The sequence below is a fragment of the Pseudomonas sp. ADAK2 genome (assembly GCF_012935755.1).
GTDB lineage: Bacteria > Pseudomonadota > Gammaproteobacteria > Pseudomonadales > Pseudomonadaceae > Aquipseudomonas.
The window spans coordinates 6,757,487-6,772,894 of record NZ_CP052862.1 but is presented as its reverse complement, the minus strand read 5'-3'; the positions used below and the strand labels follow the sequence as shown (position 1 = coordinate 6,772,894).

Below are 15,408 nucleotides of genomic sequence, written 5' to 3'. Positions count from 1 at the left end.
TTCAAGACCCGAACGCGGAGCGTCCGTTGAGGCATTCCCACGCAGAGCGTGGGAACGATCACCGCCCTTGCGGACGGCTAATACACTTCGACCATGATCCTCGCTTAATTCAAGACCCGAACGCGGAGCGTCCGTTGAGGCATTCCCACGCAGAGCGTGGGAACGATCACCGCCCTTGCGGACGGCTAATACACTTCTACCGCGATCAGAAACCGAGGGTGAAGCTGACGGTCATCGCGTGATCCTCGTTTTTGCTCGCGAGCTGCCCCGAATAGCCAAGACCGAGTTTGCCGGTCTTGCTGACCTGGAAGTCCACGCCGGCTTCCAGCATCGCGCTGTCCTTGGCAATCGGTACCCCTTGAGTGCTGAACGAGGCACCGCCATCAATGAAGCTCAGGTCAGCATCCGGTTTGGTGTCGCCGAAGGCATGGCGCCAGCCGATGGCCGCACGCGGGGTGAATTGCCCGCCGTTGGCCAGGGTGATGACTTTGCCGGCACGCAGGCCCAGGGTGGAGAAGGTGATGTCCTGGCTGGAATCAGCCTTCAGGCGCCCTACTCCGCCTTTTTCATGCACGGTGTCGCTGTCGTAGTTGACGTAAGCCAGGCCGGCGAACGGTTCCAGCGCCAGGCCGGCCGCTTCGACGGTGTAGCCCACTTCACCGAATACCTGGGCACTGCGGGCGTCGTAGTCACCTTCCAACCGGTCGTTGTAGCCGCCGACGCTGACGTCGCGCTTGGTTTCAATGTCGTGCCAGCTGTAAGCGGCGCCCAGGCGTACGGCCAAGGCGTCGAACTGCGAGTTGAGGTACGCGGCCAGGTGGTAGCTGTCGACTGTGGCGTCAGAACGACGGTCATGGGCGTCCAGGTCGCTGCGGGTGTAACCGGCGGCCATCCCGGCACGCCATTGATCGTCGATCTGTTTGTCGGTGCCGAGCATGAAGCCGCTGAGGTTGCGATCCAGCTTGGCGGTGTTGCTGTTGCCATCCATCTCGCCCCAGGCACCGAGTGCGCGCATCCAGCCGACCATTTCGCCGTGGCAGCCGCCACTGGTCAGGCGATTTTCGCTAGGTGCCAAGGCACGGCGCGGATCGTCTGGCCCACTGCAGGACGGTTGGCGCATACGGTCGTTGACGGCGTCGCGGATGTAGCGCGAGTCCTCGAGGATCGCGCTGGCGGTGCTGGCGTGAATCTCCCCGGACAAGCTGTCGAATGCCGCGCGGGCGCCGCCCGTGCTCAGGTTGATGATTTCGTTCTGCAATGCCGCACCGGCCAGGCCATTGCGGCTCAATGCCGAAGCCACGCCGCGCTGATTGCCGGTTGCCGCTACGTCGGCGAAGGAGGTCTGGTTGCGACTGACGGCCAGATCGACTTCGTTGGCGCGGTAGATCAGCGCGGTATCGAGGAACGCGGTATCCGGCAGATCGGCAGCGCTGAACGTTCCGTTGACACCGCCGTCCGCCGTAATCAGCGCATAAGTGGTGTTGCCGGTGAACGGCACCAGGTTGTTCACCACCAGGCCGCCATCGAGGGTCGCGGTGCCACCCACCACCAACGGAGTGATGGTCGGCGAGGTGAGCGTCAGCGCCAGCAGACCGTCCGGGGCGTTGGCCAGGTTGCCCGTCACTCTCAGGATCTCGCCGTTCGCACCGGACGAGAACACCCCATGGTTGATCACCCCACCAACGCTGCCGTTACCGGTCAGGGCGGCGCCATTGAACACGGTGACCTGCCCGGCCAGCGTCGCCGGTGGATCACCGACGATCAACAGGCCCTGCTCGACTTCAACGGTGCCACTGAACGGATGATCACCCTCTAACAGCAGCGATCCGGCGCCTTGCTTGACCACATCACCGGTACCGCTGAGTACGCCGTTGAAGAACCCGTTGTTGGCCTGGGCAAACATCACCCGCGCATTGTTGAGGATGCGACCCTGCAAGCTGGTGGTGTTACCGACCAGCGTACCGCCGCTGACGGTGGTGCCGCCGCTGTAGGTGTTGGCGCCACTGAGTACCAGGATGCCGGAATCGAGTTTCTCGATCCCGCCCGTGCCCACCAGGGGTGCCGAGATTTCGCTGGTCACGCCGCCGTTGATCCGAACGGCGGCCAGGCTGCCATCGGCTGCGTTGGTCGGAGACAGACTGCCGTCCGTCCCGGCAACCAGGCGATACCCGCTGTCGAGGACCTGCAACCCGGTGAAGCCCTGGTTACCGACCACCGTCACCGTGCCGCCCTGCCCGCCAAATATCGCGAACCGACGAGCCGAACCCTGGCTTTCCGTACCACCGGCATTCGTCCAGTTGGTGCCCGAGCCCCAGATACCATCACCGCCGCTGATCGTCCCGTCAGCGTTGGTCTTGCCACCGTTCCAGAACTGCGCTTCACCGGCGCTGCCTTGCACCAGCAGATTAACCTGATTGGCCAGCGCGGTTTGCAGGGTCAGGCTGGCCGGCAATACACCACCGGGCAGCGTGCCGTAGGCCAGGCCATTGTCAGTCAGGTCGCCGCCGTAGCGGAACAGTTGATAGACGCCGGTGCCGAAGCCGCCGGCATCGCTGACGTTCAGTGTGCCGTCGAGGGTCAGGTTGCCGGCGACGTTGACCACATTGGTGGAACTGGTCGCTGAGCCGAGACTGAAGTCCAGGTTTGTGCCCGAAGACAAGGTAAGGGCGCCGAACGACAACGGCGTAACGCTGCCACCGCCAACCAGGGTCGCGCCGCTGGCCAGTTGTACCGCACCAGTGAGTTGGCCAGTGCCACCGATTTTTGCCCCGCTCGCTACGTTCACATTCGCGCTGTTGAGCGTGCCGTTGACCAGCAACGAGCCAGCCTGGACGTTGGTGTCGCCCGTGAGGCCGTTGGTGCCGGTGAGCAGCAAATCGCCGCTGCCGTTTTTGGTCAGCGTGCCGCTGCCTGTGAGGTTACCGGTGTAGCTGCCGTTGCTGGTTTGCTCGAAGGTCAGTGCCGCGTTGTTAAGGATCGCGCCTTGCAGGCTGGCAGTGTTGCCGCTGGTGCTGCCGCCGTTCAGGGTGGTGCCGCCGCTGTAAGTATTGGTGCCGTTGAGCAACAACGCGCCGTTGCCGTTTTTCACCAGGCTGCCGGTGCCAATAATGACGCCACTGAGGGTGGTGTCCTGGGTGCCGGCCAGGGTCAACTGCCCGCCGAGGTTGATCGCGTTAGCCAGTTGCAGGGCCGCGGCGCTGTCCAGTTGCGCGCTGCCACCGACGCTGAGTGCGCCGGTGCCGATGGCGCTGTTATTGCCGAGGACCAGGGATCCGGCGTTCAACTGCGTGCCACCGGCGTAGGTGTTACTGCCATTGAGGGTCAGGCTGGAAGCGCCGTTCTTGATCAGGCTGCCGGTGCCGCTGACGACACCCCCGAGGGTCAACGCGTTGGAGCCGGCGACGCTCATGCCACCGTTCAATACCACTGCGTTCGCGAGGCTGACGGCAGCGTTGCTGTCCAGCGTGGTGCCGTTGGCGGCAGTCAGTACGCCACTGCCCAGTGCCGCGTTATTGCCCGCCACCAGGGTGCCGCCGTTCAGCGCAGTGCCGCCGGTGTAACCGTTGACGCCGTTGAGCACCAGGGTGCCGGTGTCGTATTTGCCCAGAGTGCCGGCGCCGTTGATTGCCACGCCGAGGGTCGCGGTGTTGTTCGGATCGACGCGTAAGGTCGCGTTGCCCAAGCCACCGTTGACCAGGTTCAGTGCGCCCGCCGTGCCGTTAACCAGGCTGTAGCCGTCGGTGACGAACTGCATGCCAGTGATGCTTTGCGTGCCGTTGACCGTGACCGTGCCCGCCGTGCCTTGGAATACCGCAAAGCTGTTGGCCCAGCCCAGATTGACGGTGCCATCGACATTGGTCCAGTTGGTGTTGCCACTGCCCCAGGTGCCGCTGCCGCCATCGATTGCACCGTTGCCTACCGCTTGCGTGCCATCCCAGAACTGTACGGTGGTGTTGGGTGCGGTGACCAGCAGGTTGACCTGATTGCCTACGGCGGTCTGCACTTGCAGATCACCCGGCGCTACGCTGCCCGGCACGCTGCCAACCAGCAGACCGTTATCGGTCAAGGCGCCGGTGTAGTTGATGATGCGATACACACCGCTGCCGAAGCCGCCGATATCGCTCACGTTCAAGTTGCCGTCGAGGGTCAGGTTGCCGCCGACATTGATCAGCGCATTACCGCCACCGGACACCGGCACACCGAGCCCGACGTCAAGGTTGGAGTTGCCGCTCAAGGCCAGCGAACCCACCGATAAAGTGCTGCCGGTGGCCAGTGCGACGTGACCGCCATCGGCGACGTTCACTGCGCCAAGGAGGCTACCGCTGCCGGCCAATGTGCCGCCGCCGTTGACCGCGACATTGGCGCTGGCCAGGGAACCGCTGACATTCAGGGTGCCGCCGTTGACGCTGGTGTCGCCCGTCAGGCTGTTGATGCCAGTGAGGGTGAACGTGCCGCTGCCGAGTTTGTCGAGCAAACCGCTGCCATCGAGCACACCGTCAAAGGTGCTGCTGACATTGCCGCCGCCGAGGCTTAGCGTGTTGCCTGCGCCGACCTGCGCCGTGCCGCTGCCGGTCAGGCTGGCGAGGCTGCCGGAAGCACCGAGGTTGAGGCTGGTGCCCGCCCCCAGATTGACTCCGGCGTTGTTGCCCAGGGCCGTGGCGCTGGTAGTGCTCAAGCTGCCGCCGAGGACGTTGAAGGTGCCGCTGAAGGTGTTGTTGCCGCTGAGGGTCAGGTCCGCCGCGCCGTTTTTGCTCAGGCTTCCGGCACCGGCGACGATGCCGGACAGGGTCAGGTTATTGACACCGGCTACGTTCAGCGCGGCGTTGACGTTGACGTTGTTGGCGACGCTGAGCGCCGAGCTGTTATCCAGTGTCGAAGCGCCGGCGACGGTCAATGCGCCAGTGCCCAGCGCCGTGGCGTTGCCGAGGGTCAGGGTGCCGGCGTTGAGGGTCGTATCGCCCTGATAGACGTTGACGCCGTTAAGGGTCAGGTTGGCCGCGCCATTCTTGCTCAGGCCGCCGGCACCACTGATCACACCGCCGAGGGTCAGGTCATTGCTGCCGCCCACCGCCACGCTGGCATTCAGGCCAACGTTGTTGGCCAGGCTCAGCACCGTGTTGTTATCCAGCGTCGAAGCGCCACTCACGGTCAGGTTGCCCAGGCCCAGGCCCGAGGCATTGCCGACTGTCAGGGTCCCGGCGTTCAGGTCGACACCGCCGAGGAAGCCGTTGGTGCCATTGAGCACCAGGTTGGCCGCGCCGGTTTTGCTCAGGCTACCGGCACCGTTGACGGCACCGGCGAGGGTCAGGTCAGCGGTGCCGGCGACGGTGAGGTTGCCTGCCAGGTTGATCACGTTGCCGACGGTCACCGCTGTCGCGGCGTCCAGGGTGGTGGCGTTGGCGGCGTTCAGCGCACCGGCACCGAGTGCCGCGTCGGAGGCCAGCACCACGCCACCGGAAAGCAGGCTCACCGGGCCGAGGAAGCTGTTATTGCCGCCGAGGGTCAGGTTGGCCCCGCCCGCCTTGACCAGCCCCCCGACGCCACTGATCGCGCCGTTGAGGGTCAGGGCATTGCTGCCACCGATATTCAGGTTACTCGCCAGATCGACGGCATTGCCCAGGGTGACGGCGGCGTTGCTGTCCAGAGTGGTGCCCGAAGCGGTGGTCAGCACACCGCTGCCCAGCGCCGTGTTGTTGCCCACGACGAGTGTGCCGCCATTAAGCAAAGTGCCGCCGGTGTAACTGTTGGCACCGTTGAGCACCAGGGTGCCGCTGTCGAGTTTGGCCAGGGTGCCAGCGCCGTCGATGGCGACGCTGATGGTCGCCGTGGAGCCCGGATCAACCCGGATCGCCGTGTTGCCGCTGGTGCCATTCACGGCGGTCAGTTTCCCCGCCGCGCCGGTCAGCACGTTATAGCCGTCAGTGACGAACTGCATGCCGGTGAAGGCCTGCGGACCGAGCACTGTCACGTTACCCGCCGTGCCTTGGAAGATTGCAAAGTCGCTGGCCCAGGTCTGATTGGTCAAGCCATCGACCGAGGTCCAGTTGGTGCTGCCGGCACTCCAGGTGCCGTTGCCGCCGTCCACCGAACCGTTTGGAATGGTCTGGCTGCCGTCCCAGAAACGCAGGTTCGCGTTAGGCGCGGTCACCAGCAGGTTGATCTGGTTACCGACCGATGTTTGCAGCGCCAGGTCCGCCAGGCTGTAGCCAATCGGGGTCGCACCGACGTTCATGCCCAGGTTCAGCAGGCTGCCGGTGTAGTTGATCAGGCGATACACGCCAACACCGAAACCACCGGCGTCGCTGACGTTGAGCAGGCCGTCCAGGGTCAGGTTGCCGCCGATGTTCAGCAGCGAATTGGTGGACGGTGTGCCGAGGGCGACGTCCATGTTGGAGGTGCTGTTCAGGGCCAGCGAACCGACCGACAAGGTGTTGCCGCTGCTCAAGCCCAGGTGACCGCCGTTGTTCACGTTCAACGTGCCCAGCACCGAACCGGTGCCGGTCAGGGTCGCGCCACTGTTGACGTTGACGTTGGCACTGCCCAGGGAACCGCTGAGGTCCAGGGTGCCGCCGTTGACTGCGGTGTCGCCGGTAAGACCGTTGATACCGGTGAGGTTGAGGGTGCCGGTGCCGACTTTAGTCAAGCTACCAGGACCGGCCAGGCCACCGTCAAAAGTGCTGGTGGTATTGACGCCACCCACTGACAACGTGTTGCCCGAACCGATCAGCACATCGCCGCTGCCGTTGAGGCCGGCAAGGCTGGCATCGGTGCCGAGGTTGAGGCTGGCGCCGGCACTGATGTTGGCGCCAGAGGTGTTGCCCAATGCGCCGGTGCTGGCGGCGGTGACGCTGCCGGACAGAATGTTCAACGCCCCGGTGAAGCTGTTGTTGCCACTCAAGGTCAGGTCAGACAGGCCGTTTTTATTCAGCGCACCGGCGCCATCGATGACGCCACCGAGGTTCAGGTTGTTGTTGCCGGCCACGTTCAGGTCGGCATTCAGGGTCACGGCGTTGGCCACGGTGAAGGCTGCGCTGTTGTCCAGGGTCGAAGTGCCGCCGACGATCAGCGCGCCAGTGCCTAGCGCCGCGCCGCTGCCCAAGGTCAGGCTGCCGGCATTCAGGGTGGTGTTGCCCTGGTAGGTGTTGACGCCATTGAGGGTCAGGTTGGACGCGCCGTTCTTGATCAACTGGTTGGTGCCGCTGACGACGCCGCCCAATGTCAGGTTCGAGGTGCCGCCGACGGTCAGGTCGGCATTCAGCGCTACGTTGTTGCCCAGGCTGGCCGGGGCGTTGCTGTCCAGAGTCGCCGCGCCGGCAACGATCAAACCACCAAGGCCGAGTGCCGAGCCGTTGCCGACGGTCAGGGTGCCGGCGTTCAACGTGGTGCCGCCGAGGAAGCCGTTGGCACCGCTGAGCACCAGATTGCCGGTACCGTTTTTCACCAGGCTGCCCGCGCCGTTGACCAGCCCGGTCAGGGTCAGGTCGGCCGTGCCGCCGACGTTAAAGGCACCGGCCAGGTTCACCTGGTTGCTCAGGCTCACGGCGGTGTTGCTGTCCAGCGTGGTGTTGGCCGCCGCGTTCAAAGCACCGGCGCCCAAGGCGCCGCTGGCACCGACGATCAGCGTGCCGTTGTTCAGCGCCGTGGAGCCGAGGTAGTTGTTGGCGTGATTGAGGGTCAGGTCGGCCGCGCCGTTTTTGATCAAGCCGCCGATACCGCTGACGGCACCGTTGAGGATCAGCGCGTTGGTGCCGCCGAGGGTCAGGTTGCCGCCCAGGTTGACTGCGTTGGCCAGGGTGGTGGCGGTGCTGGTGTCGAGGGTGGTGCCGCCCGACGCGTTCAACGCGCCACTACCGATTGCGGTATTCGAACCGACGATCAGGGTGCCGGCGTTTAGCGCCGTGGTGCCGGAATAGGTGTTGGCGCCGTTCAGGGTCAGGCTGGACGCGCCGGTTTTGATCAGCCCGCCCAGACCGCCGATGACGCCGCCGAGGGTCAGGGCATTGGCACCGCCGGTGGTCAGGTTGGCGTTGAGGTTGATCGCGTTGTTCAGGGCCAGGGCCGAGCTGCCGGTGAGCGTGCTCGCGCCGCCTACGGTCAGGGCACCGGTGCTCAGTGCATCGACATTACCGACGGTGATGCTGCCAGCATTCAGCGTGGTGCCACCCTGGAAGGTGTTGACGCCGTTCAGCGCCAGGTTCGCCGCGCCGTTCTTGATCAACTGGTTGGTGCCGCTGACCACGCCGTCGAGGGTCAGTTGGTTAGTGCCGCCGACACTCAGGTCGGCGTTCAGCGCGATGTTGTTGGCGATGGCGACACCGGCGCTACTGTCCAGCGTCGAAGAACCGGCCACTGTCAGCACACCGCCGCTCAAGGCATTGGCGTTGCCCACGGTCAGGGTGCCCGCGTTCAAGGTGGTGTTGCCGAGGAAAGTGTTGGCGCCGTTGAGGGTCAGGTTGGCCGCGCCGTTCTTGATCAGCCCACCCGTGCCGCCGACCACGCCGCCGAGGGTCAGGTTGGCGGTGCCGCCGAGGGTCAGGTCACCGGTGGTGTTCACCGCGTTGGCCACTGCGACGGTGGAGCTGGCATCCAGCGTGGTGCCCGCCGCCGTGTTCAAGGTGCCCAGGCCCAGCGCCGTGTTGGAGCCGAGAATCAGGGTGCCTGCGTTCAGTGTGGTGTTGCCGGCGTAACCGTTGTTGCCGCTGAGGTTCAGGGCGGCGCTGCCGTTCTTGATCAATCCGCCCGCGCCATTGATGGCGCCGGTCAGGCCCAGCGCCTGGGTGCCACCGAGGGTCAGGTCGCCGCCGAGGTTGACCGCGTTGGCCAGCGTCACTGCAAGGTTGGTGTCCAGGGAAGTACCGGCCGCCGCGTTCAACGCGCCGGTGCCCAGCCCGGTGTTCGAGGCCAAAACCAGTGCCCCGGCGTTCAGCGAGGTCGGGCCCTGGTAGGTGTTGTTGCCGGTCAGGGTCAGGGTCGACAAGCCATTTTTGATCAAGCCGCTGGTGCCGGAAACCAGGCCATTGAGGGTCAGGTTGTTGCTGCCGACGACGGTCAGGTTGCCGTTCAGCGCCACCGAATTATTCAGGGTCACACCGGTGGTGGTGTTGAGGCTCGCCGCCGCGTTGACGTTCAGCGAGCCGCTGCCGAGCGCATTGTTGTTGGCCAGGCTCAGGGTCCCGGCGTTGAGGTCGGTGCTGCCGGTGTAACCAGCGTTGTTGCCGGTCAGCGCCAGGGTGCCGCTGCCGTTTTTCGAAATACCGCCCGCGCCACTGATCAGCCCGGCCAGGGTCAGACTGCCGACACCGGAAGTGCCGATGGCGCTGTTGAGCACAATGTTGTTGTTCAGGGTAATGGTGCCCGGCGCCTGCAAGACGGTGGAACCGCCGAACGTCACCGTGCCGGTGCTGAACGCCTGGTTATTGCCCAGTTGCACCGAGCCGCCGTTGAGGGTGGTGGCGCCCAAATAGGTGTTGGCACCGTTGAGAATCAATTGGCCGGTGCCGTTCTTGGTGATGCCGCCGCTGCCGCTGATCACGTTGCCGACGGTGATGGCATTGGTGCCCTGCAGCAGCAAGCCAGCAGCGCCCACGTTGATCAAGTTGCTCAACGTCAAGCCGCCAGTGCTGGCCTGCAAGCCGCCGCCATTGACGGTCAGGACGCCGCTGCCGAAGGTCGCGCTGTTGTTGAACTGGGCGATACCGCCATTGAGCGTGGTGCTGCCGCTGACCAGCGGTCCTTGCAGCGTCCAGGTGCCGCTGTTGATCGTCAGGTTGTTGAAGTTGACGTAGTTGGCGCTCGAAACAGTGCCGACCCCGGAGGTGCCGCCGCCGATGCCGATCGGGTTTTGCAGGATCAGCGAGTTGATACCGCCAGCGCCGCCGTCGATCTGGCCGGTCGGGGCGAAGGTCAGGTTGACGCCGATCAACCCGCCCAGCGCCAGGCCGATGCCGCCGCCGGCAGAGATGGTCGAACCGGTGATCGCAGTGAAGGTGTTGGTGCTGCCGTCGCCCATCGACACGCCACCGCTGATGGTGCCGGAGTTGACGAAGGTGTTGCCGCTGCCCGAAGTCTCGAAGGCCATCCGGCCGTTGATGGTGCCGGCGTTGATCACGTTGACCTGGGCGCCGCCGCGCGCCGCGACGACCGGGGTGTCGGCGGAGAACAGCGTCAGGTTCAACAAGTTCGTCGAACCGATCGTGCCGTTGTTGACGATGTTGGTGCTGCCGCCGGCGCTGTTATTGAGGTTCAACGCCATGCCGTTGAGGCTGACCAGATTGACGCCGAGCAAGTCGCCGGTGCCGCGGATAATGCCGGTGGCGGCGTTGGTGATGTTCATCACCGAGGCGCCGGCGTTGCCGATCACCGCGCCCGCGCTCAGTGCTGTCACCGCGCCCAATAACGCAGGGTCAATCAACCCCGAGTTGTTCAGCGTAATGTTGTTGCCCGTGAGGTTCAGCACCTGCCCGCCGAGGGTGGCGTTCAGTTGTGCGGCGGAGCCGACGTTGACCGTCAGGTCATTCACCGCGCTGGAAAAGGTATTGAGAAACAGCGGCAGCGAGGGCACGCCGCTACAGGTCACCGTACCGCCCGCCGCCGGGCTGCCGGGCGTACAGGCGGCCATGGCTTGAGGGCTGATGATGCCGACAAACACGCCAACCATACCGAGACGAACAGCGAGAAAAAGAGGGGAAACGCGGAAAATCGGGGCGATGACGGATCTCAAGTCCACGGGCAGTTCCTTTACGTGGTTAACCATTCTTCCTTGAAAGGCGTGCTACAGGGCCACCCTGGCCGTGAATCCAACGACACGCAAATCAAAGTACGACGCTGTACGAAACAGTTACATTCTCGACACACGTTAGTTGATGCCCGGTGATGGGGCAGAAATCCTCATGGCTCAATTAGCATTAATACTTTGGTGCGCGAGCGGTCTGCCCTGCGGATTTGCGGCGGTCTCGTCCGGCGCGCGCGCCTACGGGGATCGCGGATACCCGGGGTAAATCGTTAGCTGATCGAGAGGACAGAAAAAACCTCGATTTCTTCGAGTTTTCATGGAATTGAAACAATTGGTATGAGATGTGCAAACGTTTGCGAGTCGCCGATAACGGCATTTTCGCTACCTAACCGCGCAAGCCCGAAAAACCGGGCCTTCGATCCGCACGAAAAGGGACTTTTAATGCATCGCACGTCCAGCCGCGTGACTTGCTCGCGCTCGTTTGCTGTTTCCTTGCTACTGGCCAGCGTTACAGGACTACTCAGCAGCACCGTTTTGGCGCAACCCGTCCTCCCCGAGGAGTCAGCCCAGGGCGAAGCCCTTAGCCCGGAAGCCAACCCGCCGAAACAAGGCGCGTACCTGTCGGACTGGTTCAACCAGGACCTGACGGTCATCGGCAGCAAGGACATCAGCTTCGGCCCGCAACCCTCTGACGATGTGTACCTGGAATACGAGTACTTCGGGCGCAAGGGGCCGTTCGAGTTGTATGGCTACGTCGATATCCCGAAAATCTTCGACATCGGCAACAGCCATGACAAAGGCGCGTGGGACCACGGCTCGCCGCTGTTCATGGAGCACGAACCGCGGATCTCCATCGACTACCTGGCCGGCCGCAGCCTGGCCGTCGGGCCGTTCAAGGAATGGTATGTGGCGTTCGACTGGATCTACGACCACGGCAGCAACACCCGCAACCGCGCCAACACGCTGTACAGCGGTTTGGGCACCGACATCGACACCCACTCGCGGGTCAACCTGTCGGCGAACTTCTATGGTCGCTACCAGTGGGAAAACTATGGGGCGAGCAACGAATATTCCTGGGACGGCTACCGCGCCCAGTTGAAATACATCGTGCCCATCAGCAGCTTCAGCAATGGTGCGTCGCTGACCTACATCGGCTTCACCAACTTCGACTTCGGCTCGGACCTGCACAAGGACAACCCGGCCCGCACCGCCAACGCCACCGTGGCCACCAACGTGTTGCTGTACTCGTTTACTCATCTGCGTTTCACCCTGGTCGGCCGTTACTTCCACAACGGCGGCAACTGGGACGACGGCAGCGAGTTGAATTTCGGCGACGGTGATTTCCGCGCCCGCTCCAACGGCTGGGGTTACTACGCCGGCATCGGTTATCAATTCTAAGGAGATCTTATGAAAGCAATGACGCGTTTGTCCCTGTCCGTCGCCGTGGCCTGCGGCACCCTGCTCGCTTCCACCGCGTGGGCTCGTGAAGCACCGATCCAGCCAAAAGTGATGCTGATCACCATGTTCGCTCCCGAGGCGCAGAATTGGATCGAGCGCCTGGAACTCAAACAGGAAGTCCGCGTACCGGGCCTGTCCGCCGAGTACCCGACGATTCGTTGTAACGCGCAGCAGGTGTGCCTGATGGTCACCGGCATGGGCCAGACCAATGCCGCGGCATCGACCCTGGCCTTGGCGCTGTCGCCGAAATTCGACCTGCGCAAAAGTTATTTCCTGATCGCCGGGATCGCCGGCATCAGCCCCAAACACGGGACCATCGGCACCGCCGCGTGGGCGCATTACCTGGTGGAGTTCGGCACGCAGTGGGAGATCGATTCCCGAGACGCTCCGAAAGACTGGCCGACCGGCTACATCGGCATCAACACCCAAGGCCCGAACCAAAAACCACCGCTGGACTACAAGACTGAAGTCTTCGAGCTCAATCCGAAATTGCAGGCCAAGGCGTTTGCCCTGTCGCACAAAGTTGAATTGAGTGAGAGCAAGGAATCGGCGGCGTGGCGTCTGAAGTACCCGTCGGCCCCGGCCAATCTGGCGCCGGTAGTAACGAAGTGCGACACGTTGGCGGGCAACACCTGGTTCTCCGGCACGCGTCTGAGCGAGCGCGCCGAGGTCTGGACCAAATTGCTGACGGACAACAAAGGCGAGTACTGCACGACCCAGCAGGAAGACAACTCCACGTACGAAGCACTGTTGCGGGCCAGTCGTGAGGGCTTGGTGGATGTGCAGCGCCTGGCGGTGGTGCGCGCCGGTTCCGACTTTGACCGGCCGGCACCGGGTCAGAGTGAAGTGGATAACTTGCTCAAATACGCGGACCAGGGCGGGTTTGTGCCGGCGCTGGAGAACCTCTATCGCACCGGGAATCCGTTGGTGCAGGAGATTTTGCAGCACTGGTCGGCTTGGGAGAAAGGGGTGCCTGAGGCCTGAGTTCGGCCGGAGGACGCCTTCGCGGGCAAGCCTCGCTCCTACAGGTAGCGAGGCTTGCCCGCGAAGGGGCCCGACCATTCAACACCTCTATCGGTTACGGCAACAAAATCACCTTGTCACCACTGCCCTGATTCACCTCGGCATAACGCTCCACGCCTTGCGCCAACGACGATTCCACCAACCCCTGCGGCAACGGCAACAAATCCTGATCGAAGAACTGGCCAAACTGATCCAGCATCGCAGCACAGGCTTGAACGCCGTAGAGCAGCGAATTGATCCCCACCACCGACCCACCCTTGCGATACAACGCCAGCGCCGGCAATTGCACATGGCCGTCCACCGGTGCGGCAATGATCGCAATGCGGCCGAACGGCGCCAGCGCCGCAACCGAAGCCGGCAGCCAGAACCCCGTAGTGTCGAAGATCACGTCCGCGCCACCGGCATACACGGCATTCACTTGGGAGCCGAGGTCTTCGGGCTTGTCCAGTTGCAGGGTCTGATAACCCTGGGCCTGCAATTCCTCGACCTGCTCCACCCGCCGCGCCGCCGCCAGCACCTGAGCGCCACGCACCTTGGCCAGCGCCAGCGCCGCACTGCCCACCGCCCCGCCACCGATCACCAGCAAGCGTGTGCCCGCCGTCACCAGGCTACGTTCCAACGCATCCCAAGCCGTGGTGTAGGGCACGCCGAGGCTGGCGGCCTGGGCGAAACTCAGGTGCGTCGGTTTCAGCGCCACGCCGTTGGCCGGCAACTTGACGAATTGCGCATGGGAGCCGTCGGCGAAAAAGCCCAGTTCACGGCCGGTGCCCCAGACCTCCTGACCGATCAACGCTTGCGGCCCTTCCACCACCACCCCGGCGAAATCCCGACCGGGAATCCGTGGCAAGGTGGTGTAGGGAAAACGCCCGAGCACGTTCTTCACATCGCTGGGGTTGAGGCCGGCAGCCTTGATCTGCACCAGCACTTCACCATCGCCGGCCACAGGGGTGGGGACCTCGACGTAGCGCAGGGCCGAGAGATCGCCGGTCTTGTCGAATTGCAAAGCTTTCATGGGGGAAGCGTCCATTGAAGGGATGAAGGGTTTCAGGCGAACCAGCCGGCAATCAACTGCCGGCCCATGGGCCACAACTGCTCACCGGCGAGCATGCCCAACAACCCCACCAGCGCGATGGCTGGAGGTGCCGGGGAACGAAAATCCAGCGCGCCGTAAAGCAGACCGACGCCGAGGCCGATGGCCAGCGAAATGAGGTAGTTCATGACAGACTCCGTGGCACAGGGGGTATGCGCAGAGTCTAGGGAAAGGCGACAAAACCAATCGGCCAAGGGCTTCTGAATTTCGGCCAAACACTCACCAACACCACAATTCCCTACAGGGTTAGTGTTCGCCTTACCGATTCGCGTTGAATTGCGAAGGCGCGACACCGAGTTCCCGGCGGAACATATCGCTGAAGCTGCTCGGCGAGTAACCCAGCTCCCGGGCGATCGCGCTGACCGGCACGCCCTGGATCAACTCCGCCACCGCCGTCGCCAGTTGCACCTGGCGTCGCCACTCGGCGAAGCCCATGCCCAATCCATCCTTGAACAACCGCGCCAGGGTGCGCACGCTGGCCCCGGCGTTTTCGGCGTGTTGTTCAAACGCGATGTCCAGGGACGGCGCGGCCATGACCGCCTGGCACAGGTTCAACAAACGTCGATCAGAATCGTCCGGCAGCGGGATTTTCAGCATCGAGCGTTTGGCCCGCTTGAGCTCCAGCAAGGCCAGGCCAACCAGCGCCTCGTAATACTCCGGCGCACCGTCGTCGCCCTGCTCCACCAGGCCGACGATCAATTCACGCAGCAGCCCGCCGACCTCGATCACCTGCACGCTGTCATCCAGGGTCGCCGCCAGCGCCGGTCGCAAGTAGATGTTGCGCATCTGCAAGTCCGACACCACGCGAATCCCATGGGGCACGCCGGGCGGCAACCACACCGCCCGTTGCGGCGGAACCACCAGGGCTTCGTGCGGCGTTTCGACCCACATCACCCCGCTCATGGCATACAACAATTGGCCCCAGACGTGCTCATGAGGCTCGATAAACAAGCCACGCGGGTAAGTCCGCGCCAGCGGTTGCACGGGCACATCGGTGTCAGTCAGGTCGGGCGGTGCGGCGAGGGCCATGGGCAGCGTTCATTGACGTTGGCGGAAGTCGCCATGGTAACGAGGCGTCTGGCGCGCCGCCAGTGACACCGCCGTC

At 63.8% G+C, this 15,408-nt stretch carries 6 protein-coding genes; 2 read left to right on the top strand and 4 right to left on the bottom strand.

Translation table 11 applies throughout. From position 1 onward, the window contains the following. Positions 1-205: 205 nt before the first annotated feature. Positions 206-10,657 (bottom strand): autotransporter-associated beta strand repeat-containing protein, encoded by a 10,452-nt coding sequence (locus HKK52_RS30930; protein ID WP_442962297.1) that lies wholly within the window; start codon positions 10,655-10,657, stop codon positions 206-208. Positions 10,658-11,173: 516 nt separating this feature from the next. On the opposite strand from HKK52_RS30930, the gene HKK52_RS30925 reads away from it, so the two are divergent. Next, positions 11,174-12,130: a nucleoside-specific channel-forming protein Tsx gene (locus tag HKK52_RS30925; RefSeq protein WP_169373890.1), complete on the top strand. Its 957-nt coding sequence runs from the start codon at positions 11,174-11,176 to the stop codon at positions 12,128-12,130. Between the two features lie 9 nt (positions 12,131-12,139). After that, the gene (locus HKK52_RS30920; protein ID WP_169373889.1) at positions 12,140-13,174 is read left to right on the top strand and encodes a purine-nucleoside phosphorylase; all 1,035 of its coding nucleotides are present in this window, start codon (positions 12,140-12,142) and stop codon (positions 13,172-13,174) included. A gap of 94 nt (positions 13,175-13,268) precedes the next feature. Here the strand turns inward: HKK52_RS30920 and HKK52_RS30915 are convergent, their stop codons facing one another. The 3 genes from HKK52_RS30915 to HKK52_RS30905 form a co-directional block, all read right to left on the bottom strand. After that, positions 13,269-14,225: a quinone oxidoreductase family protein gene (locus HKK52_RS30915; RefSeq protein ID WP_169373888.1), complete on the bottom strand. Its 957-nt coding sequence runs from the start codon at positions 14,223-14,225 to the stop codon at positions 13,269-13,271. A 32-nt stretch (positions 14,226-14,257) separates the two neighbouring features. Continuing rightward, positions 14,258-14,431, bottom strand: coding sequence for a DUF1427 family protein (locus tag HKK52_RS30910; protein ID WP_133840606.1), 174 nt, complete (start codon positions 14,429-14,431; stop codon positions 14,258-14,260). Between the two features lie 130 nt (positions 14,432-14,561). Next, complete coding sequence (locus HKK52_RS30905) at positions 14,562-15,332, bottom strand: AraC family transcriptional regulator (RefSeq protein ID WP_169373887.1); 771 nt, start codon at positions 15,330-15,332, stop codon at positions 14,562-14,564. Positions 15,333-15,408: the final 76 nt, after the last annotated feature.

Excerpts from the sequence above, each read along its gene's own strand:
- HKK52_RS30930 (WP_442962297.1), bottom strand. The coding sequence starts at position 10,657 with ATGGTTGGCGTGTTTGTCGGCATCATCAGCCCTCAAGCCATGGCCGCC.
- HKK52_RS30920 (WP_169373889.1), top strand. The coding sequence starts at position 12,140 with ATGAAAGCAATGACGCGTTTGTCCCTGTCCGTCGCCGTGGCCTGCGGC.
- HKK52_RS30915 (WP_169373888.1), bottom strand. The coding sequence starts at position 14,225 with ATGAAAGCTTTGCAATTCGACAAGACCGGCGATCTCTCGGCCCTGCGC.
- HKK52_RS30905 (WP_169373887.1), bottom strand. The coding sequence starts at position 15,332 with ATGGCCCTCGCCGCACCGCCCGACCTGACTGACACCGATGTGCCCGTG.
- HKK52_RS30910 (WP_133840606.1), bottom strand. The coding sequence starts at position 14,431 with ATGAACTACCTCATTTCGCTGGCCATCGGCCTCGGCGTCGGTCTGCTT.
- HKK52_RS30925 (WP_169373890.1), top strand. The coding sequence starts at position 11,174 with ATGCATCGCACGTCCAGCCGCGTGACTTGCTCGCGCTCGTTTGCTGTT.